Origin of the sequence: Baekduia sp. (genome assembly GCF_035318805.1) — a bacterium.
Taxonomy (GTDB): Bacteria; Actinomycetota; Thermoleophilia; order Solirubrobacterales; family Solirubrobacteraceae; genus Baekduia.
Genome location: NZ_DATHDY010000122.1, coordinates 1 through 23,101, shown reverse-complemented (window position 1 = coordinate 23,101; position 23,101 = coordinate 1). Strand labels below are relative to the sequence as shown.

The window sequence follows — 23,101 nt, the reverse complement described above, 5'->3', positions numbered from 1 at the left end:
GATCGCCTACGACCGCATCGTGCGTCGCTACTACGGCTTCGTCCGCCTGAAGGCGTCGTCGTACTTCCTGGCCGGCGGGGACGCCGACGACCTCATCCAGGAGGGCCTCGTCGGCCTCTACAAGGCCGTCCGCGACTACCGAACCGACCGCGAGTCGAGCTTCCGCAACTTCGCCGAGCTCTGCATCACGCGCCAGATCATCACCGCGGTCAAGACCGCGACGCGCAACAAGCACACGCCGCTGAACCAGTACGTCTCGTTCTCGGCCTCGCCCGCCAGCGCGCAGGACGGCGAGCCGACGCTCGACGAGGTCATCCCGGGCTCGCCGATCCACGACCCGGTCAACCAGGTCATCAGCTCCGAGGAGCTGCGCTCGCTCGTGTCCTGCCTGTCGACCGCGCTGTCGGAGCTCGAGTCGCGCGTCCTGTCGCTCTACCTCGACGGCTACAGCTACGAGCAGGTCGGCGAGCGCCTCGGCTGCGACACCAAGACGGTCGACAACGCGCTGCAGCGCGTAAAGCGCAAGGTCGGCACCCATTTGACCTCCCGCAACGTCCTCGCCTAGCCGGCCTGCTGTAATCGACCCCGTGATCCTCGCGAGCTTCTCGTTCGTCCTCGGCCTGATCGTCGGCATCGTCGTCGTCCTGGCCGTCGTGCTGTTCGTCGGCGGCTACGTCGCCAACCGCCGGCGCCAGACCATGCTGGACGAGCGCCTGGGCGCCCAGGTCGAGGCCGCCGACGCGGCCCTGGCCGACGCGCGAGCCCAGGACCGGGGGTGGGACCGCGCCACCATCGAGGCCGCGGCGCGCGCCGCGGTCGCCCCGCGCGAGATCCGCGACCTGCACCTCGTGCAGGTCGTCGACAAGCCCGGAACCGACGCCGACCAGGCGGTCTTCCGCGTCGTCGGCGCCGACGGCTCCGAGACCGCGCTGACCCTCAGGCGCCGCGACGGCACCTGGGTCTCCGCCTAGCGGGCCGTCAGCCCGGCCAGCAGCGCCCGCAGCACGGAGCGCAGCTCGGGGCCCTCGAGCGGCTCGTGCCCCGAGGCCAGCAGCCGCAGCCGCAGGCCGTCGATCGCGCACACGAGCAGGATCGCCGCGGTCCGCACGTCCCGGGCGCCGAGGCTGCGCATGGCGGTCTCCGACAGGTCGTCGGTGCCGTCCTTCCACGCCTGGAGGATCTCGCGGGCCTCGGGACGGCGGGCCGCCTCGAGCTGCAGCTGGTACTGGGCGAGCATCGCGACGCGGCCGTCGGGCGTCAGCTGCTCCTCGATCCACGCGGCGAGCGCCTCCGTGGTGACCTCGAGGTCGGCGACGGCGTCGCCGAGGGCCTCCCGGCGGGCGCGGAGGCGGTCGATCTCACGCTCGGCGAGCGTCCGCAGCGCCTCGTGGATCAGCTCGTCCTTGGAGCGGAAGTAGTAGCTCGTCGATGCGGCGGGGACGCCGGCGGCCGCCGCGACCGCGCGGTGGGTCACGCCGTCGATGCCGTGCGCGCCGATCAGGTGGATGGCCGCCTCCAGCAGCTCGGCGCGCCGTCGCTCGCCGCGGGCGTCGCGCCGCCCGCGCTGCAGCGCGCGGGCCGGAGAGGGCTGGGCGGCCATGAACGCCACCGTACCGGAGTGCTGCTCAAATGTCTTGGACAACTGTCCAGGTCCTGTGTAGGCTGGCGCCCGCACCCCGGGGGCGCACCGTCCCGCGCCCCCGCCAGGATGCCTTCCATGACGCCGGATCCGCTCGACCAGTTCGACCCCACGCTCGGCCGCCGCCGCTTCCTGCAGGTGAGCGCGGCAGGTGCGTTTTTGTGCACGATCGGCGGCGAGAAGATCGCCGTCGCCCGCCGCGGCGACGCCGCCAAGGCCGACGCCGCCGCCGCGCGCATCGCGCGCCCGCGGGCCGCGGCGGCCGCGACGAAGCCCAAGGAGCCGACCGAGCTGCAGACCTACGTGACGCCGTCGCCGCAGCCCGGCGGCGTCAAGGTCGAGTACTGGATCCAGGCCACGACGGTGAAGTGGACGATCGTGCCGAGCAGGCGCGACGACTGGCACGGCGTCGCACAGTCCGGCGACTCGACCTTCACGGCCGTCGTCTACCAGCAGATGACCGAGGGCTTCGCCGCCGCGCTCGGGCCGGCCGCGATCCCCGGCCCGACGCTGCACGCCGAGGTCGGCGACACCATCGTCGTGCACTTCCGCAACAACCTGAAGAGCCTCAAGCAGGCCGTCACAATGCATCCCCACGGGGTCAAGTACAACCCCGAGTACGACGGCGTGTACCTCGGCGACTACACGCGCGCCGGCGGCTTCATCGCCCCCGGCGAGGAGTTCACCTACACCTGGGAGTGCGTGCCCGAGAGCGTCGGCGCGTGGCCGTACCACGACCACGGGCCCAACCACACGCTCAACACCTTCCGCGGGATGTTCGGCAGCCTGGTCGTGCGTCCCAAGGGCGAGCCCGTCCCCGTGTTCGAGAAGTCGCTCTTCCTGCACCAGCTGCAGCCGCCCGTCACGGGCCTCAAGCGCTCCTACCAGTGCATCAACGGGCGGGCCTTCGCCGGCAACACCCCGACGCTGCGGGTCAAGGTCGGCCAGGAGGTCGCCCTGCACGTGTTCGGGATGGACAACAACTTCCACGACTTCCACATCCACGGCCACCGTTGGAAGGACGCCTCCGGGGCGTTCGTCGACACGCCCTCCGTCGGTCCGAACGAGACCACGTCGGTGCGCTTCGTCGAGGACAACCCGGGTCGGTGGCTCTACCACTGCCACGTCTTCTCCCATCAGGACGCGGGGATGGCGGGCTGGTACCTCGTCGAGTAGTAGGAGGAGTTCTCGTGTCGCATCGCACGTCCATCGTCGCGTCGGCCACCGCCCTGGTGGCGGCGCTGGCGTTCGTCCCGATCGCCTCGGCGGTCGACTATCCGCCGCCGTCCAAGCCGGGCAGCGGCGCCAACGCCAAGCCGAAGGGCCCGTTCCGCACGCTGAAGGTGTGCAAGGCCAAGAAGTCCTGCTTCCCGCGGATCCAGGACGCCGTCAACGAGGCGAAGCCGGGCGACACCATCAAGGTCGCCCACGGCACCTACCGCGAGGGCGTGAAGGTCGCGGGCGTCAAGAAGCGCTTCATCAAGCTCATCGGCGATCCCAAGGATCCGAGCAAGGTCATCCTCGAGGGCAAGGACGTCAAGGGCTCCAACGGCATCCAGATCAACGGCGCCAACGAGGTCACCGTCAACGGCTTCCAGGCCCAGCACTACAAGGCCAACGGCTTCTTCGCCGTCAACGTCAACGGCTACACCTTCACCAACGTGAAGGCCTTCCTCGTCGGCGTGTACGGCGTGTACGCCTTCAACTCGGTCGGCGGCACGATCACGAACTCCGAGGCCGCGTGGAACAGCGACTCCGGGTTCTACATCGGGCAGACCCCGCCGCAGACCAAGCCGGTCCGCTCGATCGTGCGCAACATCAAGTCCTACGGCAACGTGCTCGGCTGGTCCGGGACGAACATGCGCTACGTGACGATCTCGAAGTCGAAGTTCTACAACAACGGCACGGGCGTCGTCCCCAACGCGCTGAGCTCGGAGAAGTACGCGCCGGCCGAAGAGAACGTCATCACCGACAACGACATCTTCTGGAACAACTTCAACTACTACGCCGGTGCGCCGTTCAAGGTGCAACCGCCGGCCGCTGACTCGACGGCCTACCCGGTCGGCGTCGGCGTGCTGCTGTTCGGCGGCCGCCACAACCGCGTGGAGAACAACCGGATCTACGGCAACTGGCTGATGGGCGCCGGCATGATCCAGCAGTTCCTGCTGACCAAGGTGCCGGACGCGATGGACCTCGTCGGCAACTCGATCTCCAACAACCAGTTCGGCGCCAACGGCACCGACCTCAACGGCCGCGACCTCGGCTACGACGGCAACGGCAAGGACAACTGCGCCAGCGGCAACACCGGCGTGGCCGTGACCGTTCCCGCCGACGCGTCGACGCTGCCGGCGTGCCCGTTCACGGGCGCCAACGCGTTCTCGGCCGACGTCCAGAAGCAGCTCATCGACTGGGCGCTGGACGGCACGCACGAGGCGTTCCTGGTCAAGCACGACCACGCACCCCAGGCCGGCCTCACCGCGCTGGAGCGCTACACCGGCGGTGTCAAGTGACAGGCCGCAAGGCCCTCATCGCGCTGACGGGCGCCGCGGCTGTTGCCGCGGCGCCCGCGCTCGCCGTCGCCGCGACGTCGACGAAGGCCAAGACGCGCACGGTGTCGGTCAACGACAACTACTACGGGCCCAAGACGCTGACCGTCCACACCGGCGACACGATCAAGTGGCACTGGAGCGAGGACGAGTCAGACGTCCACGACGTCGCGCTGAAGACCGCGCCCAAGGGCGTCAAGAAGTTCGCCTCCGACCCACTGGCCGCCGGCGACGACTTCAAGCGCAAGCTCACCACGCCCGGCAGGTACAAGATCATCTGCACCTTCCACGAGGAGGACATGTCGATGACCATCACGGTCAAGAAGCGGCCGTAGGGACGCGTGTTGGCGGGGGCCGAGCTGCGCTGCTTCGGGGGCGACGACCCCCTGTACCGCGCCTACCACGACGACGAGTGGGGGCGCCCGGTCCGCGACGACCGCGGGCTCTACGAGCGGATCTCGCTCGAGGCGTTCCAGTCGGGGCTGGCATGGATCACGATCCTGCGCAAGCGCGACGCGTTCCGCGCCGCCTTCGCCGGCTTCGACGCCGAGGTCGTGGCGCGCTACGGCGCCGACGACGTCGCGCGCCTGATGGCCGATGCGGGCATCGTGCGCAACCGGCTGAAGGTCGAGGCGACGATCGCCAACGCCCGTGCGCTGGTCGCCCTGCACGACGGCGGCCGGACGCTGTCTGAGTTGGTGTGGTCGCATGCGCCGCCGGCGCGGCCGGCCCCGAAGTCCTGGGCCGACGTCGCGGCGCTGACGCCGGAGTCGACCGCGCTCGCCAAGGCGCTCAAGCGCGAGGGCTTCCGGTTCGTCGGCCCGACGACCGCCTACGCGTCGATGCAGGCCTGCGGGCTGGTCAACGACCACCTCGCCGGATGCGTCGCGCGCCAGGCCACCGAAGCAGCCCGACGGGTGGTCTGACGCGGCTATTGCCAGATCGCGGCGCGCGGGTCGATACGGTGGGGGAGAACCATGCTGCGCACCCCTGAACTGATGTACGCGCCGTCCGGGCCGCTGCCCGGAAGCGATCCGCGCCCTGATGCGCGGATCGACGGACCGTCGATCCGGCCTCAGCGCCTGCCTTAGGGGGACTCGCTCATGTCCCCCGCGCAGGTCGCGGGGGCCCCACGGCGGGGCAAGACCCCGCAGTGGACTCCCGAGTCCGTCATCACCGAGATCCAGCACTTCGTCGAGGCCCACGGCGAGGTCCCGCGCCTGGCGGACCTCAACCCGGGCCAGGCCAAGATCACCGGCCAGGTCTGGCGCATCGAGCGCTACCGCGCCGGGTGCCCCGTCTGCGGATCCGCCTATCCGTCGGCCAACGCCGCCCGGCGCTGCTTCGACGGCTCGCTCGAGCTGGCGATCCGCGCCGCCGGCTTCGAGCCCGCCAAGCGCGGTCCGCGGCGCCGGACCGAGGTCGACCTCTCCGAGCGCGCGACCGCGCGGCTGGAGTACGACGCCCGCGTGGCAGTCGACGCCGCGCTGGCCCGCGCCGCCGAGGCGCAGACGCGCGCCGACCGGCTGCAGTCGCAGCTCGATCGCGCGCGGGCCCGGGCCGAGGCCGCGCCGAAGGTCAAGACGAAGGTCGTCCGCGAGCGCGTCACCGACGCCGCTGCGCTGGCCCGCGTCCAGCGGGGCCGCGAGGCCGCCGAGGCGCGCGCCGCCACGCTGAAGGCCGAGCTGGCCGAGGCGCGGATGGACAGCGCCGAGGCACGTCGCACCGCGGTCAAGCTCGCGTCGCGCCTGGAGCGCGCCGAGGCCACGATCTCCGACGCCCGCGCGCAGAAGCGCGGCGTCGGCGCCGAGCTGGCCGACGCGCAGGCGGCGGCGCAGCGCGCCGAGGAGCGGGCCGCGGCCGCCGAGGCGCGGCTGGCGGACGCGCAGCGGACGGCCGTGCGCGTCGAGCGCGTGGTGGCGGCGCCGCCGGAGCAGGAGGTCGTCGACGAGGCGCTCGCCCGCGCCCGCGCGGCCGTGGAGACGGCGCGGCGCGCGGAGTCGCGTGCTGTGAAGGCCGAGCGCGAGTACGCCGAGGTGGCGGTCGCCGCCACGGGCGCGGCGCGCAGGCTGACGGCGTCCGAGCTCGACGCGCTGCGCGCCGAGGGCCCCGCTGGCCCGGCGCTCCTCGCCGACGCGCTCAAGGCGCTCGGCGTGGCACGCCGCACCGACAACCGCATGAAGCTCGAAGAGGCACTCGGCCAGGTGGCCTCGGCGGCCGTGACCTGGCGCGACCGGCTGTAGGTCGGGAGGGCGCGGCGCGCGGGTCATGGCCTTGGCGCGAGCAGCGCGCGGAGCGTCCGGCAGGGTTGCGAACATACGTTCGTGCTCTCGATCCCGACTCCGAAGCCGAGCGCTCATCCGGTCGACGTCGGTCTCCGCTCTGAGATGGCGATCGCGAACGCGTTGGTGCAGCTCGGCTACGCCGTGTTCATGCCGGTCGGGCAGAATCACCGATACGACCTCCTGCTCGACTTGGGTGACCGATTCCTGCGAGTGCAATGCAAGACGGGCCGGTTGAAGCGCGGCGTGATTCAGTTCAACACCGTGAGCACACGAGGCAACCGGTCGAGCGTGTACCGCCGCGGCTATCAGGGGCAGGTTGACGCGTTTGCGGTGCACTGCCCGCAGAACCACGCCAACTACCTCGTGCCGATCGAGGTACTGCCCACTGGCATCGGGTCGCTCCGACTTGCTCCCACCCGCAACGGGCAGGAGCGCGGGATCTCGTGGGCTGCGGACTACGCACTGCCCGACTACCGAGACGGAGCCACGACGTGAGGCCGAGGACGGGACTCGAACCCGTGACACCTGCTTTACAAGAGCAGTGCTCTACCAGCTGAGCTACCCCGGCGCGCAGGGCAGAGTCTAGGTGCCGCTCAGGCGCCTGCGCCGGTGATCGCGTGCTCGATGTTGCCGTGGCCGTTGGTGGACACGACCTGCTCGTAGGTCGGGAGATCGTCGTCGGGCTCGTCGTTGAGGCGGCGCTCGAGCTCGCCGAGGACGGTGCCGAAGAGGAGGTGGCGCCACGCCGCCTGGGCGAAGGCGCGCGGGTTGGTGCCGAGGGTCGGCAGCTCGTCGCGGGCCGGGTGGATCCGGTCGGTCAGCAGGATCAGGGGCCAGGACGTCACGTGCTCGCCGAGGCCGGCGGCCGGGCCGCGCGCCCACGACGGCAGCGGCACGCGGCGCGAGACGCCGGCGTAGACCGCCCCGAAGGCCGCGCCGTTGGCCAGGTGCAGCGCCAACCCCACGGCCGGCCAGGCGCGCCCGCGCGTCACGAACTTGCCGAGCAGCTCGGTGTCGTCGTAGCGGACGCCGAACACGCGCTGGTCGAGCGGCTGCTGGAGCGCCCAGACGCCGGCGGCGACGGCGCCGGCGACGGCTCCGCGCGCGGTGCGGGCACGGTCGATGGCCATGCGGCCACTGTAACCGCCGCTGCCGCACCGGGGTACGCCAGATGCGATGGAGACCAACCGGCTTCTGGACCGCGCCCGCAACAAGGGCGTCAACCCGCTCGTGTACTGGATCGTGCGAGCGGCGTTCCAGCCGTTCTTCCACCTGTACTTCCGCATGTCGCGGATCGGGCGGGAGCACATCCCCGTCGACGGCCCGGTCATCTTCGCCGCCAACCACCGGTCGTTCCTGGACCCGTTCGTCATCGCGTGCATGTCCCGGCGACCGCTCTACTACGTCGCCAAGAAGGAGCTCTTCCGCTCCCCGCTCACGGCGTGGTTCCTCAACAGCCTCGGCGCGTTCCCCATCGACCGCGGCAACGCCGACGAGGGCGCGATGGGCACCGCCCGCGAGATCCTCGAGCGCGGCGACTCGGTCCTGATCTTCCCCGAGGGCACGCGCATCCGGCCCGGCGCGCTCGGCAGCCCGAAGCGCGGCGTCGGCCGGCTCGCGCTGGAGACCGGCGCGCCGGTGATCCCGCTCGCCGTCATCGGCACCGAGGACATCCGCAGGAAGTGGCGCATCCGCCCGCACAAGGTCTCGATCCGCGCCGGCGCGCCGCTGCGCTTCCCGAAGGTCGACCAGCCGTCCGCGCAGCTCGCGGGCGCCGTCACCGACCGCATCTGGCCCTGCGTGATGCTCCAGTGGGAGTGGCTCGGCGGCCTGCCGCCGATCCGCCGCGCCGCGATCATCGGCGCCGGCTCCTGGGGCACGGGCCTCGCCGTCGCGCTGGCTCGCGCCGGCGTCGACGTCGACCTGGGCACGCGCACCGCCGACCAGGCCCTGCTGCTGAGCGCCGCGCGCGTCAACGACCGCTACCTGCCCGGCGAGCCGCTGCCCGAGCAGGTCAACGTCGTGCGCGCCGCCGATCTCGAGCTCGGCCGCCACGACCTCGTGGTCCTCGCCGTCCCCGCCCGCGCGCTGCCCGAGGTGCTGGCCGCGCACGGCGCGGCCGTCCTCGCCCGCACCGGCGTGCTCGTCGCGGCCAAGGGCCTCGTCCCGCCGCACGGCATGCTGCCCAGCGCCTACACCACGCAGCGCACCCACGCCCGCGCCGTCGCCTGCGTCGGCGGGCCCGCCCACGCCGCCGACGCGCTCCACAACGGCGCGGCGCTGGTGGTCGGCTGCGCCGACCCCGGCCTCGGCCGCCAGCTCGCCGACCTGCTCGGCAAGGCCGGCCTGTCGGCCGAGACCTCGACCGACGTCGTCGGGATCGAGCTCGCCGGCGCCGCCAAGAACGCCGCCGCGCTGGCCGCCGCCACCGCCGGGCCCGCCGGCCCCAACGCCGCGGGCGCCGCCGCCGGGCGCGTCTTCGCCGAGGTCGACGCCTACGCGCGCCGCCAGGGCGCCCACGCCGACACGTTCGCCGGCCTCGCCGGCACCGGCGACCTGATCGCCACGCTCGTCTCGCAGGGCTCCCGCAACCGCCGCGCCGGCGAGCTGCTGGCCGCCGGAACCGCGGCGGCCGACATCGAGACCGCGCTCGGGCAGACGCCCGAGAGCCTCGACGCGATGCCGCTGCTGGCCATCGCCCTGCGCGAGGGCGGCGTCGACGCGCCGGCCGTCAACGGGCTGGCCGACGTCGTCGCGGGCCGCGTCGACGCGGGCGACTGGGCATCGACGATCACCGCCCCGCCGCGCCGCGGCAAGCGCTTCGTTCGGGCCGCATAGCCCGACGGATAGGCTCTCGTGCGTGGACAAGGCCCAGCTCGACGAGGAGTTCTCAGAGCTCTACCGGGCACACCTGAGGGACGTGTACTCGTATGCGTACTACCGGGTGGGCAACCACCACGACGCGGAGGACCTGACGGAGCAGACCTTCCTGCAGGCCTACCGGCATTTCGAGCGTGCGGTGGGGGAGTCCGACGGGCGCCCGCTGCGGCCATGGCTGATCCGGATCGCGCACAACCTCGCGGCGAACCTGTACCGCGACCGCTCACGCAAGCCGCAGACCCCCATCGAGGACTCCGACACGCTGCGCACGACGCACACCACCGAGGATCTCGTGGAGGGACGCGACGAGTTGGCGCGAATCCTGGATGGTGTGAAGGACCTTCCGGACGATCGCCGCGAGGCCTTGATCATGCGCTTCGCCCTGGGCATGGACAACCGCGAGATCGCGCGGGCCATGGGGCGTACCGACGGCGCGACGAAGGTGCTGCTGCACCGCGCCATCAAGCAGCTGGAAGAGATCGTCGCCACGAAGGAGGGGTGATCGGCCGATGAGCGAGACTTTCGGGGACTTCGAGGGCCTGCTGAAGCGGGCGCTGGCGCCCGTCGACCCGCCCGAGGACCTCGCGGCGCGCATGGAGTCGACCCTGGCCGAGCTCACCACGCTGGCCCAGGACGAGCTGGAGAGCTGGGAGCTCTCGACCATGCGCGACCCGCGCAACTGGGTGCGCCCCGTCGCGGCCGTCGCGGTCGGGACGACCGCGGGCGCCGCGCTCGTGCTCCTGCGCGTGCGCCAGCAGCACCGGCGCCGGTCCTCCCGGGCGTCCGACCCCCTCGACTTCGCCGAGCGCACCCTGCGGTCGGTCGCCGACGAGACGCGCCGGATCCTCGACCGCTGATCCGATCGGCCTCCTGCGGCGCGGAGCCGGCCTGAGCGGCTGGCGCCGCTGCTAGCGTGCTGCGCCCCATGGCCACGTGCTACCGCCACCCGTCGCGCGATACGGGCGTCTCCTGCTCCAACTGCGGCCGTCCGATCTGCCCGGACTGCATGACCCCGACGTCGGTGGGGATGCGCTGCCCGGAGTGCGCCAAGCAGAAGACGAAGGTGCGCACCGCGGCGATGATCAACGCCAACGCCGAGCCGCGCGTGACGATCGGGATCATCGCGGTCTGCGTGCTGCTGTTCCTCGGCCAGGGCGGCAGCATCGGCGTCAGCGAGAACGGCGGGACGATCTACGACAACTTCGCGCTGTTCGGCCCGTTCGTCCACGACGGCGACTACTGGCGCCTGGTCACCAGCGGGTTCCTGCACAGCGGGATCTTCCACATCGGGTTCAACATGTACCTGCTGTGGCTGCTGGGCCAGCAGCTGGAGCGGACGATCGGCTCGCCGCGCTTCGCCAGCCTGTACTTCACCGCGCTGCTGTGGGGCTCGTTCGGCTCGCTCGTGCAGACGACGGAGTCGGCGGTCGTCGGCGCGTCGGGCGCGGTCTTCGGCCTGATGGGCGCGCTCGCCGTCGAGCAGCGCCGCCGCGGCTACGACCCGTTCAGCGGCGGCCTGGGCGGGCTGATCCTGCTCAACCTGGCCATCGGCTTCATTCCCGGGTTCCACATCGCCTTCGGCGGCCACATCGGCGGGTTGATCGGCGGCGTCCTGGCCGGGCTCGCGTTCCACCAGGCCGACAACCTCCGCCGCCCGTGGGTCGGCTACGCCGGCTGCGTGGCGCTCGCCGTGGTGGCCGTGGTCGGCGCGATCGCCGTCTCGGGCAACCTCCACAACTACAGCCTGTAGGGCTACAGCTCCAGCCGGTGCACGGTCCCGGGCGCGTCCGGGACGAGCTCCGGGTGCAGCGCGTGGGCGAGGGTCTCCAGGCCGTCGACCAGGCGCGGACCGGGGCGCGAGAAGTACGCCGAGGCGTCGAGCGCGATGACGTCCTGCGCGCCGACGGATCGCAGCTCGTCGGCGAACTCCCCGGCCTCCTGCAGCGCGCGCGGGCCGTCGTAGCCGCACGGGATGCACAGGACGACGTCGGGCCGCGCGGCGCGCAGCGCGTCCCAGCCGGCGCGCTCGCTGTGCTCGCCGGCGAAGCCGAGGACGTCGAGGCCGCCGGCCAGCTCGATCAGCTGCGGCGTCCAGTGGCCCGCGACGTACACGGGGTCGAACCACTCGACCGCCACGACCGTGCGCCGGGGCGCGCCCTTGACGGCGAGCTTCACGCGGTCCACCCGGGCGCGCTGGCGCGTGACGAGGTCCAGCGCGGCATCGCGGCGGTCGGTCGCCTGGGCCAGCGTGCGGACGTCGCCCATCGTCTCGCCGAACGTCTTGGGGTCCAGCGCGATGACCTGCGGGCACGGCGCCAGCTTCTGGGCGACCGCCTTGACCTCGTCGTAGCTGACCGCGCAGACCGGGCACAGCTCCTGCGTGACGATCAGGTCGGGCTTGAGCTCGGCGAGCAGGTCCTCGTCCAGGCCGTAGATGGCCTCGCCCTGCTCGGTGCGGGCGCGGACGGCGGCGTCGATCTCGCCCGGCGTCAGGCCAGCGGGGAGCCGGTCGCTGGTGATCTTCGCGACGCCGGCGGCCTGCGGCGGGTAGTCGCACTCGTGGGTGACGCCGACCACGCTGTCGCCCAGCCCGAGGGCGTAGAGCAACTCTGTAGCGTGCGGCACGAGGCTGACGATCCGCATCGGGGAGACGATATGGCAGACCTGCTGGACGACAAGGCGATCGACGAGCGGCTCGGCGCGCTGGAGGGCTGGCGGCGCGAGGGCGACGAGATCGTCACCGATCGCAAGCTGGCCGACTTCGCCGCGGCGATGGCGTTCGTCAATGCCGTCGCCGGCGCCGCCGAGGCGGCCAACCACCACCCCGACATCCTGGTCCACGGCTGGAACCAGGTGCGGCTCAGCGTCACCAACCACAGCGCGGGCGGCCTGACCCAGGCCGACTTCGACCTGGCCGCGACGATCGACGCCCTTCCGACCCACTAGGACCGCGCGCAGCGCACCGGCCGGCGGTGCGCCCTGGTCAGCGCGCAAACGACCGGTTCTGTGAGCGGGGTCACACGAGCGCGACCTTGGCGGTGTGCGTGGGTAGTGGTGGGTGAGCGCGTCGGCACCAACCGCCGCGCGCTGCCCGGCGGCACAGGGGGAGGACCCCCGGGTCCGCGTCGCCGGCGCAGCACCGAAGCATCGTGCGCACGGCCGAGAGGTCGTGGCCCGCACGCGCAGCACCTCTTCCGCCAACCACCCGCACAACGGGAGGCATCGCCATGCGCCTGGACATCGTCATGCCCGCGCACAACGAGGAACACCGGATCGGCACAACGCTGGACAGCTACCGGGCCGTCTGCTCCGACCCCGGCACACGGTTCGTGATCGCTCTGGACGCCTGCACGGACGCGACCGCCGAGGTGGTCGCCGGCCATGCGGCGCGCGATCGCCGCGTGGTCGCGCACGAGTTCCCCAAGCTCGGCAAGGGCGGGGTGCTGATGGAGGCCTTCGCGCGCTCCGACGCCGACCTCGTCGGGTTCGTGGACGCCGACGGCGCCACGCCGCCCGGCGAGCTGCTGCGCCTCGCAGACGCCGCGGGGACGGTCGGCGGGGCGATCGCCTGCCGCCATCACCCCAGCGCAGTGCTGCCCGCGGCGCGTCCGCTGCGACGGCGCCTCACGAGCGCGGGGTTCAGCTTCGCCGTGCGCCGGCTGCTCGGCCTGCCGTACGCCGACACCCAGTGCGGGGCCAAGGTCCTGCGTCGCGACGTCGTCGACGACGTCCTGCCCGCGCTCACGACCACGGACCTGCTGTTCGACGTCGACCTGCTGCAGGTCGCGGCCGACCGCGGCCACCGGCTCGCCGAGGTTCCGACGATCTGGGTCGACCAGGACGGCTCGCGCGTGGACGCGGTCAAGGACACGCGCCGCATGGGCGCCGGGCTGCTGCGCCTGTGGGCCGCGCGGCAGCGGCGGAGCGCCGACGGGGTGCCGGCGATGCCGTTGCACGCGGCGAACCGGTTCGAGCGGCGCGCCCGCGCCGTGGCGCTCGCAGACGGTCTGCGCCGATGAGCACTCCTGATGTCTGCCTGATCTCCCCGTACCCGCCGCGTGGCGAGCGGCACGGCGGCCACAGCGGCGTCGCCTCCTACACCGCGAACCTCGCGCATGCGCTGGCCGGCGAGGGCGCCGGCGTCGCCGTGGTCGCGCCGCGGCTCGAGGGCGAGCCCGACCGCACGAGCGACGGCCCGGTCCAGGTGCTGCGGCGCGTGCGCAGCGGCGGCCCGAGCGTGCTGCCCGCCGCCGCGCTGGCGGCCGGCCAGACCGGCGCGCCGGCGGTGCACCTCCAGCACGAGACGTTCCTCTACGGCGGACCGGCGTCGGCCGCGGGGCTCGCGCCCGCGCTGGCCGCCCTGCGCGCCCGCCGCGCGACGGTGGTGACGATGCACCACGTCGTCGACCCGCGCGCCGTGGACGCCGACTTCGTGGCGCTGCACCGCGTCAGCGCGCCGGTCCCGCTGGCACGCGCCGGCATGGCCGCGATCCGGTCGTCGATCGCGCGGCTGGCCGACGCCGTGGTCGTGCACGAGCCCGGCTTCGCCGGCGTCGTCGACGGCGCGCGCGTCGTGCCGCACGGCGTCGAGCCCGGCGTGCCCGCGGGCGCTGCCGACGCGGCGACCGCGCAGCGCACCGCCACGTTCCGCGCCAGCCACGGGCTCGACGACGGCCGGCTGACCGTGCTCTGCTTCGGCTTCCTGGCCCCGTACAAGGGACTGGAGCGGGTGCTGGAGGCCGGGCGCCTGGCCGCCGAGTCGGTCCACGTCGTCGTCGCCGGCGGCGAGCACCCGCGCATGGAGGGCCCCGGCGGCTACGCCGACGAGCTCCGCGCGCAGCACGGCGACCACGCGACGTTCACCGGCCGGGTGGACGACGCCGACGTCGCCGCCTGCTTCGGCGCCGCCGACCTCGCGGCGTTCCTCTATCCGCAGCCGGTGAGCAGCAGCGGCGCCCTGGCGCTGGCGCTGGCCCACCGCACGCCGATGCTCGTCTCCCGTGAGCTGGCCGGCAGCGCGGGCGTGCCCGACGCGCTCGTGGCGCCGTCCGGCGCCCCGGCCCTCGCGGCGCGCCTGCGCGACCTGGCCGTCGACGGCGCCGCACGCGCGGCGCTGCGTGACGTCGCCGCCGAGCTGCTCGCCGGCCGCACCTGGCCGGCCGTCGCGCGCACGCACCTCGACCTCTACGCGGAGGTGAGCCATTCCGAGCGCGGTCCTCGCTGGAGCCTTCGGGCAGCGTAACCCGGGCGACGACGCCCTCCTGCAGGCGTTCGCGGACTCCCTCGACGGGTGGGAGCTGACCGCGACCGCCGCGCCGGGCGCGCCCGACCACGCGCTGGCCGGCTGCACGCCGGTCAGCGCCGACGACCCCGTCGCCGTGGCCCGTGCGGTCGCGCGCGCCGACGCCGTCGTGTTCGCCGGCGGCACGGTCTTCAAGGCGCTGGGGCCCGGGTGCGGGCGCCCGCCGCTCTCGCTGCTGCGCCGCGCCCTGGCGATGGCGGCCGGCGCCACGGCGCTCGGCCGCCCGCTGGCGATGGTGGGCGTGGGCGCCGGCGCGCTGCCGACCCAGACCGCGCGGACGCTCGCGCGCCGCCTCGTGCACCGGGCCGACCTGCTCGTGCTGCGCGACGACGAGTCCGCCGCGGCGCTGGCCGCCGCGGGCGCGCCGACGCCCTTTCGCATCGGCGCCGACCCTGCCTGGACGCTGTTTCAGGACGCGCCGCTGGCCTCGCCGGACCGCGCCACGTCGCCGCGGCGCGAGGGCGTGCTCGTCGTGCTCAGCCACCACGCGGGCGGACGCCGCCTGGCCGGGCGGCTCGCCGAGGCGCTGGCGCCGATCGTCGCCGCGGGCGTCCCGCTGGTGCTGCAGCCGTTCCAGGTGGGCGGCGCGGGTGGGAACGGTATCGACGACCTCGAGCTGGGACGCGCGGTGCGCGACCGCCTCGGCGGCGCGCCCGAGCTGATCGTGCCGCCTGCCGACCTCCACGAGGCCCGTGACGTCGCGCGGTCGTTCGGCGCCGTGGTCGCGTTGCGGTTCCACGCCGCCATCGCCGCCGCGGCCGCCGGCACGCCGTTCGTCGCCTACGCGCACGAGTCCAAGCTCGCCGGCGTCGCGCGGCGGCTGCGCCAGCCGGTCGTCGACGCCGTCGCGCCGCCGGCCGTGCTGGGCGAGACCGCGCTCGCCGCGCTCGACGGCGCGGCGCCCGCCGCGCCGGCGATCAAGGCCGAGGTCGCGCGGGCCGAGGAGGGCCTGCGCCTGCTGCACCTCGTGCTGACCCGCGGCCGGGAGGGCCCGGCCGACGACGTGAGCGGCCTGCCGCTCGCGCCCGAGCCCTGGACCGTCCCGGAAGCGGTGTCCTCTTGAGCGCCCCGACGACCGCCGCCCCGCAGGCCCGGACGACCCGGCGCCGCGCAGCGACGCCGGCGCCCGCGCCCGGCCCGCGCCCCCGCGTCGACCTCCGCAGGCTCGCCGCCGAGCAGGCCGGCGTGGCGGGCGCGCAGGTCGTCGCCGGCCTCGGCAACGCCGCGTTCGCGCTGATCGCCGCGCGGCTGCTCAGCCCCGGCGGCTTCGCGCAGGTCGCGGCGTTCCTGGCGCTCTACCTGCTGGTGCACGTGCCGGCCTCGAGCCTCTCGGCGGGCAGCGCGCTCGACCGCGGCCTCGCGGGCCGCATGCGGCGCCACGTCGTCACCGGCGGCCTCGGCCTCGGCGTGGCGGTGGCGATCCTCGGGATCCCGCTGGCGCCCGTGCTCGGCCTGCCGGTGGCGCTCACCTTCGTGCTCGCCGCCGGCGTGCCGGCGGCGATGCCCCTGGCGCTGGAGCGCGGCCGCCTCTTCGGCGCCCAGCGGCATGGCCGCGCCGCCGCGAGCCTGCTCGTCGAGCCGGCCGTGCGCCTCGGCCTCGGCGTGCCGCTGGCCGCCGGCGCCGGCGCTCCGGGTGCCGCGCTGGCCGTCGTGGCCGGCGGCTGGGCGGCGCTGGCCGTGGCCGCGACCGGGCGGGCGGGCCATGGCGCGCGCGCCACCGCGTCGCGCGACGCCGCCACCACGATCACCGCCACCGGCCCCGCCGTCGCGGCCTTCCTCGGACTGGCGCTCGTCCAGAACCAGGACGTGCTGCTGGCCAACGCGCTGCTGACCGACGGCGACGCCGGGCGCTTCGCCGTGCTGTCGACCCTCGGGGGCATCGCCGCCTTCGCGACGACGACGATCCCGCTGGTCCTGCTGCCGCGCGCGCGGACCGGGGAGCGCGGCGCGCTGCTGGCCGCCCTCGGCGCCGCCGCGGCGCTGGGGCTCGGCGCCGTCGCGGTCGTGGCGATCGCGCCGCGCACCCTCGTCACGCTCGGCTTCGGCGACCGGTTCGCCCCGGTCGCCGGGCTGGTCGCGCCGTACGTCGGCGCGATGGCGCTGCTCGGCGTGGCCCGCGTGCTGGTCGCCCAGCGCTGCGCGCAGGGCGCCGGCCGGCGCATGGCCGCCGCGGTCGGCAGCGTCGCCGCGATCCAGGCCGTGCTGATCCTCGCCCTCGCGCGCACGCCCGGCGCGGTCGCCGCCTGCACGTTCGCCGCCGCCGCGCTGCTCCTCGGCGCCACGGCGCTCAGCGGCGGCGTCGTCCTGCCCTTCCCCCGCGTCCGGACGCCGCGCCACCGCGGGGGACAGTCCCCCGCCCAAACGGGTGGGGGACTGTCCCCCCAGGCGCCGGCGGCCGCGCCCGCGCAGGCGGCTCCGCGCGACCGGCGCCCGCTCGTCGCGCTCGCGGCGATCACCGCCCTGGCGCTCGCGCTGCGCCTCGTAGCGACCCGCGGGCTGTGGCTCGACGAGGCGACGAGCGTCACCCAGGCCCAGCTCCCGCTGAACGGCCTCCTCGACAGCCTGCGCACGTCCGACGTCCACCCGCCGCTGCACCACCTCGTGCTGTGGGCGATCGTCCACCTGTTCGGCACCGGCCAGATGGTCGTGCGCGCGCCGTCGATCCTCGCCGGCACGCTGCTGATCCCGGTGCTGTGGGCGACCGGTCGCGAGCTCTACGGCCCGCGCGCCGGCCTGGCCGCCGCGCTGCTGGCCGCCGTCGCGCCGTTCGCCGTCTGGTACGCCCAGGAGGCGCGGATGTACGCGTTCTTCATGCTCTTCGCGACGGTCGCGCTGTACGCGCAGCTGCGGGCGATGCGCACGGGGCAGGGCCGCTGGTGGGTGGCGCTCGCGGTCTCGGGCGCGGCGCTGATCTGGACGCAGTACTTCGCCGCGCTGGTCGTCGGCGTGCTGCACGCGGGGACCGCGTGGCAGCTGTGGCAGGCCCACCGCGCCGGCGAGCCGGTCCGCACGCGGCTGCTCGGCTGGGTCGGAGCGCTGGCGCTGACGGCCGTCCTGCTGCTCCCGCTGGCGCACTTCGCCCTGGAGCAGTTCTCGGCCAACGAGTCGGCCGGCCGCGGCTTCGACCAGTCGCCGTCGCAGGCCGGCGGCGACGTGGACGGCGGGCGCGACGGACCCGGCGTCTACTCGGGGCTGACGAACCTCGTCTGGGCGATCTGGGGCTACCACTCCAACGCCACGATGGCGGCGCTCACCGCGCTGTGGCCCGCGCTGATGCTCGGCGCGCTGCTGCTGCTGGGCCGCGGGCGGCCGGGGCGGACCGGCCTCGTCGCCGCCGTCGCGCTCGTCCCCGCACTGGGCATGACCGCGCTCGGCGTCGCCAAGCCGTTCCTGTTCGAGGCGCGGTACTTCATCGCCTTGACCCCGATGGTCCTGCTGCTGCTCGCGCGGGCGACGACGGGGTGGACCGCGTCGCGCACCGGTGCCGCGCTGGCGACCGGCGCGCTGGCGCTGACCCTCGCCGCCGGCACCGCCGACCAGCAGCTCAACCGCTCCAACCCGCGCCTGTACGACTTCAAGGGCGCGCTGACGCAGATCCACGACCAGGCCCGGCCCGGTGACGTGGTGCTCTACGAGCCCGACTACCTCGGCGACCTTGTGCACTACCTCCAGCCCGGCGTGACGGCCCGGCCGCTGGACCAGGGGATCCCGAAGCGCGACCCGGCGCATCGCCGCCGCGTGTTCCTGATGGCGAGCTTCCTGGACCAGCGCCAGCACGCCGACGCGACCGCCAAGGGGATCACCGCGATCCAGCGCGGCGGCCGGCGGCAGACCGACCACTTCAGCAAGCCCCAGGTGAAGGTGTGGGAGTTCCGATGAGCGCACAGCCCTCGACCACGACGACGAGCGACCCGCGCCTGGAGGCGCCCCGCTGGGACGGCCGCGCCGGCCGCCATGCGGCGCTGCGCGTGCGGCTGCTGGCGCTGCTCGCGCTGCCGCTGGCGGCCTGGTACTTCGCCTGGCTGCTGGAGCCCGGGCGCATGGGATCGCCGATCCTCTATGTGATCCTGATCGCCGCCGAGACGTTCAACCTCGTGCAGGCCGTCGGCTTCTGGTGGACGGCGTCGCGCCAGCGCGCGCGTCCGCCGCTGCGGCTGGCCGACGGCGGTCCGCCGCCCGCCGTCGACGTGCTCGTGCCGACCTACGACGAGCCCGTCGGTGTCGTCGAGCCGACGATCGCCGCGGCGTCCGCGCTGCGCGGCGGGCGCGTGACCGTCTGGCTGCTGGACGACGGACGCAGCGACGCGATGCGCGCGATGGCCGCTCGCCACGGCGCCCGCTACCTGACGCGCGAGCGCCGCGACGGCGCCAAGGCGGGGAACATCAACGACGCGCTGCCGCGGACCGGCGCCGAGTTCCTGGTGGTGTTGGACTGCGATCACGTGCCGGCACCGCGCTTCCTGGAGGCGACGCTCGGCCACCTCGCCGACGAGCGCGTCGCGATGGTCCAGACGCCGCAGTACTACGCCAACGCGCACCGCAACCGCGTGGCCGCCGCCGCGTGGGCGCAGCAGGCCCTGTTCTTCGGCGCGATCGCCCGCGGCAAGGACGGCCTCGGCGCGATGTTCTGCTGCGGCACCAACATGGTGTTCCGGCGGTCGGCGCTCGTGGACGCCGGCGGGTTCCCCGAGGACTCGGTCACCGAGGACTTCGAGCTGTCGATCACGCTCCACGAGCGCGGCTGGCGCACCGCCTACATGCCCGAGGTCGTCGCCTCGGGGCTGGGGCCCGAGGACATGAAGTCCTACGTCTCGCAGCAGCAGCGCTGGGCGCGCGGCTGCCTGGGCGGGACGCGCAGGGCGCTGCGGGCCGACCTGCCGCACCGGCAGAAGCTGCAGTACCTGCTGTCGTCCATGTACTTCCTGTCGGGCTGGACCGTGCTGGTCTATCTCGCGATGCCGATCGTGCGGATCCTGACCGGCGCCCAGCCGCTGGCCGGGGCCAGCGCCGACCAGTTCCTGGTGCACTTCGCGCCGTATTACGCGGTCGCGCTGGGGATGGTCGCGGTGGCCGGCGCGGGCGCCTTCACGTTCGCCGGGTTCGCGCTGGCGACGTCGAGCTTCTGGATCGGTGTCCGCGCGTCGCTGCTTGCGCTGACCGGGCGGCGCGGCGGGTTCGTCGTGACGCCCAAGCAGGGCACGCCGGGCCGCCAGCCGGGCGCGGTGTGGCCGGCGCTCGCGATGGTCACGGTGCTCGTGACGGTCGCGATCGACGGGCTGCTGCGGGACGCCTCGCCGGCGACGGTCAACAACGTCGCCTTCGCGGGCTTCCACGTCACGATCCTGCTGGCGGGCGCGTGGCCCGCGCTGGCCCGTCCCGACGCGCCGCCGGCCGCCGCGGTCGACGAGACGCCGGTCGGCGTCGAGGAGCGGTGGGCGGCCTGAGGCAGGCGCTCGCACTGGTCCTGGCGGTGGCGGTCGCGGTGGCCGCCGGCTGCGGCGGCGCGTCACGCCCCTCGTCCCGGGCCTCGCCCCGGGCGGCCGCGCAGGCCGCGGCCCGCGCGTTCTTGGACCGCTACGTCGATCCCGACGGCCGGGTCGTCCGGCGCGACCAGGGCGGCGACACCGTCAGCGAGGGGCAGGCCTACGCGCTGCTGGCCGCCGTGGCCGCGGGCGATCGCGCGCGCTTCGATCGCGTCTGGGCCTGGACGCAGGCGCACCTGCGCCGCGCCGACGGCCTGCTCTCCTGGCACTGGGCGGGCGGGAAGATCGCCGACCCGGAGGCGTCGGCCGACGCCGACCTCGACGTCGCCCACGCGCTGCTGCTGGGCGCCGCGCGCTTCCGCGAGCCGCCGCTGAAGGCGCAGGCGCGCCGGATCGCCGACGCGATGCGCGCCCACGAGATCCGTGGCGGCGTCCTCCTGGCCGGGCCGTGGGCGACCCAGCGCGGCATCGCGAACCCCAGCTACTTCGACCCGCGCGGCCTCGCCGCGCTGCACATGGACGACGTCGCGGTCGCCACGCGGCGGACCGTCGCCGCGCTCGTCGGACCCGGCGGCCGGACGCCGACCGACTGGGCGACGGTCGGACCGCCGCCGGCGCCGGCCGGACCCTCCGGCGGCCCCGGCGCGCCCGCCTACGGCTTCGACGCCGCGCGCCTGCCGATCCGCCTCGCCGCCTCCTGCGACCCGCAGGATCGCCGGCTGGCCGCGTCCCTGCGGGGCCTCGAGCGTGCCGCGCCCACCACGCACCCGGTGTTCACAGTCGCCCGCGCCGCACAGGCCGCGGCGGCGGGGGATGCCACGGCCGCGGGCCGCCTGCTGGACGACGCCGCCGAGCAGGAGCGCCGGTCCCCGACCTACTACGGGGCCGCCTGGACGGCGCTCGGGCGGGCGCTCCTGCAGACCGATCTGCTCGGCGGCTGCCCGGAGCGCCGTTGACGCTGGTACCGTGCGGTCGTCGCTCCATGAACGACGACCCTTCTCGAAGTAGCGCCGGGCCCAGACCCGGCCTCGCCACGTGACCATCCTGCTGCTCCTGGCGGTCGCGGTGCTGATCGGCATCAACGGCTTCTTCGTGGCCGCGGAGTTCGGCCTCGTCCGCTCCCGGCGCTCCTCGCTGCAGGAGATGGCCGAAGAGGGCAACGCCGGTGCTCGCCGCGCGCTGACGCTGCACGACGACCTCAACCAGTACCTGTCGGCGTGCCAGTTCGGCATCACGCTCGCCTCGCTGGGCATCGGCTTCCTGGGCGAGCCGGCGGTGGCCACGATCTTCGAGCCGATCTTCGGCAACTTCTCGCACAACGTGAAGGTCGGGATCTCGGTGGCGATCGCCTACATCATCGTCACCGCGGCGCACGTCGTCGTCGGCGAGCAGGTCCCGAAGATCTACTCGATCATCCATCCGGACCGGATCGCGATCCGCGTCGCCCGGCCGCTGCGCGCGTTCAACATCGCGATGAAGCCGTTCATCTCGCTGCTCAACGCCGTGGCCAACGCGATCCTGCGGCTGCTGCGGGTCGATCCCCAGGCGGCGTCCGAGGAGGGCGCGACCCCCGAGGAGCTGCGCATCCTCATCAGCCAGGCGCGCGCGGGCGGCAAGCTCGACGCGGGCGAGGCCGGCATGCTCAGCGGCGTCTTCCACCTGCACGAGCAGGAGGCGCGCCAGGTCATGACGCCGATCCCGGCCGTGGTCACGGTGGACCTCAGCGAGGACGTCGAGACCGCACTGCGCCGCTGCATCAGCTCCGGCCACACGCGCCTGGTCGTGACCGAGGACGACAACCGCGACCGCGTGCGCGGCATCGTGCACTCCAACTCGCTGGCCCGCGCGCTGATGGCCGAGGGGCCGCAGGCGTCGATCGAGCCGCTGGTGCGCGAGGCGGTCATCGTCCCGGAGACCAAGCCGCTGGACGACCTGCTGGCCGACCTGCAGCGCCAGCGCTCGTCGATGGCGGTCGTCGTGGACGAGTACGGGCGCGTCGTCGGCATCGTCACCGTCGAGGACATCATCGAGGAGGTCGTCGGCGAGATCGACGACGAGACCGATCCGGCGGGCGGCCACATCCGTCGCCTCGCCAACGGCGACTGGTTCGTCCGCGGGCACGTCGCGGTCACCGACCTGCTCGACTACGGCGTCGAGCTGCCGGTCGACACCGACGCCTACAACTCGGTCGGCGGCTTCGTGTTCGCCGAGCTCGGGCGGCTGCCCAAGCGCGGCGACACGATCTCGGCCGACGGGTACTCGATCAGGGTGGAGTCCGTGCGCGAGAACCGCATCGAGGCCGTCCGCATCCGCGAGCGGCGCGCGCAGCAGAGCTCGACGTCCGGCAGCGAACAGCGCTCGGGCTGATCTGAGCGCAAGTTCTGCGTGCAGGACCCGTTTGAGCCCTCGAACGGCTCCGGTGAAGCGGACGGACGGAAACGGGGCCGTGTCGCAGCGCCGATGGGTCGGCGAAGCGACGAGTCGGGTGGTTCGGGCGGCCCGGGGTGGGCCCGCCCGGCGCGCTCGCCGGGCGGTCGGCTTCTCCTGAGCCGGCCGTCCGGAGCGCGTGCGCCCCACTTCTCAACCTGCGCGTAACACGATCCCCCTTTAATCGAACCGACCCGCTTGAGGAGCGGGCCGGATCGTGCTTCTGGGAGGAGGTGCACGTGCGAGTACGTTCGCAAAGCGATTGTCTGCCTCCTTCCTGAAGCGGTCCTAAAAACTCCCTGCGGCCACCGTGCGCAGACGTAAGAATTGGCTAGGAGCGTGGGTCGCTAAGCGGCGCGGGCGGTGGTCTGGCGGGGCCGCTGTTGGGTGTGGGCCGGTTTCAGGCCCGTGGCGGGTGGGCGGGGCGCGAAGCGCCCCGCCCGTTGTCGTTGGGTGCTGCCAGCGGCTGCGGGCGGGCGGGTTTATCCGGTCGCGGTGGCGGCCAGGCCGCCGTTGCGGTGCAGCTTGAGGAGGTTGTG

General features: G+C 74.1%; 23 protein-coding genes and 1 tRNA gene. 20 read left to right on the top strand and 4 right to left on the bottom strand.

The features are described 5' to 3' along the window. Both sigH and VK501_RS25355 read left to right on the top strand, forming a co-directional pair. Positions 1-565, top strand: a 565-nt coding sequence (sigH, locus tag VK501_RS25360) for an RNA polymerase sporulation sigma factor SigH (protein WP_324342521.1), incomplete at its 5' end; no start/stop codon positions are given. 22 nt (positions 566-587) lie between these two features. Continuing rightward, a complete protein-coding gene (locus tag VK501_RS25355; RefSeq protein ID WP_324342519.1) occupies positions 588-971 on the top strand; it encodes a hypothetical protein in 384 nt (127 codons plus the stop codon). On the opposite strand, the gene VK501_RS25350 is transcribed toward VK501_RS25355, so the two are convergent. After that, on the bottom strand, positions 968-1,600 hold the full coding sequence (locus VK501_RS25350; RefSeq protein ID WP_324342517.1) for a TetR/AcrR family transcriptional regulator: 633 nt from the start codon (positions 1,598-1,600) through the stop codon (positions 968-970). The two genes, VK501_RS25355 and VK501_RS25350, sit on opposite strands and share 4 nt — an antisense overlap. A gap of 117 nt (positions 1,601-1,717) precedes the next feature. Here VK501_RS25350 and VK501_RS25345 point away from each other — a divergent pair, with 117 nt between their 5' ends. The 6 genes from VK501_RS25345 to VK501_RS25320 all read left to right on the top strand — a co-directional run bounded on the left by VK501_RS25345 (position 1,718) and on the right by VK501_RS25320 (position 6,965). After that, positions 1,718-2,815 (top strand): multicopper oxidase domain-containing protein, encoded by a 1,098-nt coding sequence (locus VK501_RS25345; RefSeq protein ID WP_324342515.1) that lies wholly within the window; start codon positions 1,718-1,720, stop codon positions 2,813-2,815. 14 nt (positions 2,816-2,829) lie between these two features. Beyond that, positions 2,830-4,149 (top strand): right-handed parallel beta-helix repeat-containing protein, encoded by a 1,320-nt coding sequence (locus VK501_RS25340; RefSeq protein ID WP_324342513.1) that lies wholly within the window; start codon positions 2,830-2,832, stop codon positions 4,147-4,149. Beyond that, on the top strand, positions 4,146-4,520 hold the full coding sequence (locus VK501_RS25335) for a cupredoxin domain-containing protein (RefSeq protein WP_324342511.1): 375 nt from the start codon (positions 4,146-4,148) through the stop codon (positions 4,518-4,520). Before VK501_RS25340 ends, VK501_RS25335 begins: the two co-directional genes overlap by 4 nt. 9 nt (positions 4,521-4,529) lie before the next feature. Then, the gene (locus tag VK501_RS25330; RefSeq protein ID WP_324342509.1) at positions 4,530-5,111 is read left to right on the top strand and encodes a DNA-3-methyladenine glycosylase I; all 582 of its coding nucleotides are present in this window, start codon (positions 4,530-4,532) and stop codon (positions 5,109-5,111) included. A 177-nt stretch (positions 5,112-5,288) separates the two neighbouring features. After that, complete coding sequence (locus VK501_RS25325) at positions 5,289-6,428, top strand: hypothetical protein (protein ID WP_324342507.1); 1,140 nt, start codon at positions 5,289-5,291, stop codon at positions 6,426-6,428. A gap of 81 nt (positions 6,429-6,509) precedes the next feature. Continuing rightward, the gene (locus tag VK501_RS25320; protein ID WP_324342505.1) at positions 6,510-6,965 is read left to right on the top strand and encodes a group I intron-associated PD-(D/E)XK endonuclease; all 456 of its coding nucleotides are present in this window, start codon (positions 6,510-6,512) and stop codon (positions 6,963-6,965) included. Here VK501_RS25320 and VK501_RS25315 read toward each other — a convergent pair. Next, a tRNA-Thr gene (locus tag VK501_RS25315) sits at positions 6,966-7,038 on the bottom strand. A gap of 25 nt (positions 7,039-7,063) precedes the next feature. After that, the gene (locus VK501_RS25310; protein ID WP_324342503.1) at positions 7,064-7,600 is read right to left on the bottom strand and encodes a hypothetical protein; all 537 of its coding nucleotides are present in this window, start codon (positions 7,598-7,600) and stop codon (positions 7,064-7,066) included. A gap of 46 nt (positions 7,601-7,646) precedes the next feature. Between VK501_RS25310 and VK501_RS25305 the strand changes: the two genes are divergently transcribed. From VK501_RS25305 to VK501_RS25290, 4 genes are all read left to right on the top strand, one after another. Beyond that, positions 7,647-9,308 (top strand): 1-acylglycerol-3-phosphate O-acyltransferase, encoded by a 1,662-nt coding sequence (locus VK501_RS25305; protein WP_324342500.1) that lies wholly within the window; start codon positions 7,647-7,649, stop codon positions 9,306-9,308. Positions 9,309-9,330: 22 nt separating this feature from the next. Further along, a complete protein-coding gene (locus VK501_RS25300; protein ID WP_324342498.1) occupies positions 9,331-9,852 on the top strand; it encodes a sigma-70 family RNA polymerase sigma factor in 522 nt (173 codons plus the stop codon). Positions 9,853-9,859: 7 nt separating this feature from the next. Then, positions 9,860-10,207, top strand: a complete 348-nt coding sequence (locus tag VK501_RS25295) for a hypothetical protein (RefSeq protein ID WP_324342497.1) — start codon at positions 9,860-9,862, stop codon at positions 10,205-10,207. 68 nt (positions 10,208-10,275) lie between these two features. Continuing rightward, complete coding sequence (locus tag VK501_RS25290) at positions 10,276-11,100, top strand: rhomboid family intramembrane serine protease (protein WP_324342495.1); 825 nt, start codon at positions 10,276-10,278, stop codon at positions 11,098-11,100. Positions 11,101-11,102: 2 nt separating this feature from the next. On the opposite strand, the gene VK501_RS25285 is transcribed toward VK501_RS25290, so the two are convergent. Next, positions 11,103-11,993 (bottom strand): cobalamin-binding protein, encoded by an 891-nt coding sequence (locus VK501_RS25285; protein WP_324342493.1) that lies wholly within the window; start codon positions 11,991-11,993, stop codon positions 11,103-11,105. A 12-nt stretch (positions 11,994-12,005) separates the two neighbouring features. Here VK501_RS25285 and VK501_RS25280 point away from each other — a divergent pair, with 12 nt between their 5' ends. The 8 genes from VK501_RS25280 to VK501_RS25245 all read left to right on the top strand — a co-directional run bounded on the left by VK501_RS25280 (position 12,006) and on the right by VK501_RS25245 (position 22,502). Continuing rightward, positions 12,006-12,296: a 4a-hydroxytetrahydrobiopterin dehydratase gene (locus VK501_RS25280; protein ID WP_324342491.1), complete on the top strand. Its 291-nt coding sequence runs from the start codon at positions 12,006-12,008 to the stop codon at positions 12,294-12,296. Between the two features lie 281 nt (positions 12,297-12,577). Next, the gene (locus VK501_RS25275; protein WP_324342490.1) at positions 12,578-13,369 is read left to right on the top strand and encodes a glycosyltransferase; all 792 of its coding nucleotides are present in this window, start codon (positions 12,578-12,580) and stop codon (positions 13,367-13,369) included. Next, positions 13,366-14,592, top strand: a complete 1,227-nt coding sequence (locus VK501_RS25270) for a glycosyltransferase (RefSeq protein ID WP_324342488.1) — start codon at positions 13,366-13,368, stop codon at positions 14,590-14,592. Before VK501_RS25275 ends, VK501_RS25270 begins: the two co-directional genes overlap by 4 nt. 136 nt (positions 14,593-14,728) lie before the next feature. After that, complete coding sequence (locus tag VK501_RS25265; protein ID WP_324342486.1) at positions 14,729-15,715, top strand: polysaccharide pyruvyl transferase family protein; 987 nt, start codon at positions 14,729-14,731, stop codon at positions 15,713-15,715. Further along, positions 15,712-18,531 carry a glycosyltransferase family 39 protein gene (locus VK501_RS25260; RefSeq protein WP_324342484.1) on the top strand — a complete coding sequence of 940 codons (2,820 nt, stop codon included), beginning with the start codon at positions 15,712-15,714 and terminating at the stop codon, positions 18,529-18,531. Before VK501_RS25265 ends, VK501_RS25260 begins: the two co-directional genes overlap by 4 nt. Next, the gene (locus VK501_RS25255) at positions 18,528-20,096 is read left to right on the top strand and encodes a glycosyltransferase family 2 protein (protein ID WP_324342482.1); all 1,569 of its coding nucleotides are present in this window, start codon (positions 18,528-18,530) and stop codon (positions 20,094-20,096) included. Before VK501_RS25260 ends, VK501_RS25255 begins: the two co-directional genes overlap by 4 nt. After that, positions 20,084-21,091 (top strand): glycosyl hydrolase family 8, encoded by a 1,008-nt coding sequence (locus VK501_RS25250; RefSeq protein WP_324342480.1) that lies wholly within the window; start codon positions 20,084-20,086, stop codon positions 21,089-21,091. The genes VK501_RS25255 and VK501_RS25250 overlap by 13 nt, the downstream gene beginning before the upstream one ends. Before the next feature lie 79 nt (positions 21,092-21,170). Continuing rightward, positions 21,171-22,502: a hemolysin family protein gene (locus VK501_RS25245; RefSeq protein WP_324342478.1), complete on the top strand. Its 1,332-nt coding sequence runs from the start codon at positions 21,171-21,173 to the stop codon at positions 22,500-22,502. Positions 22,503-23,101: the final 599 nt, after the last annotated feature.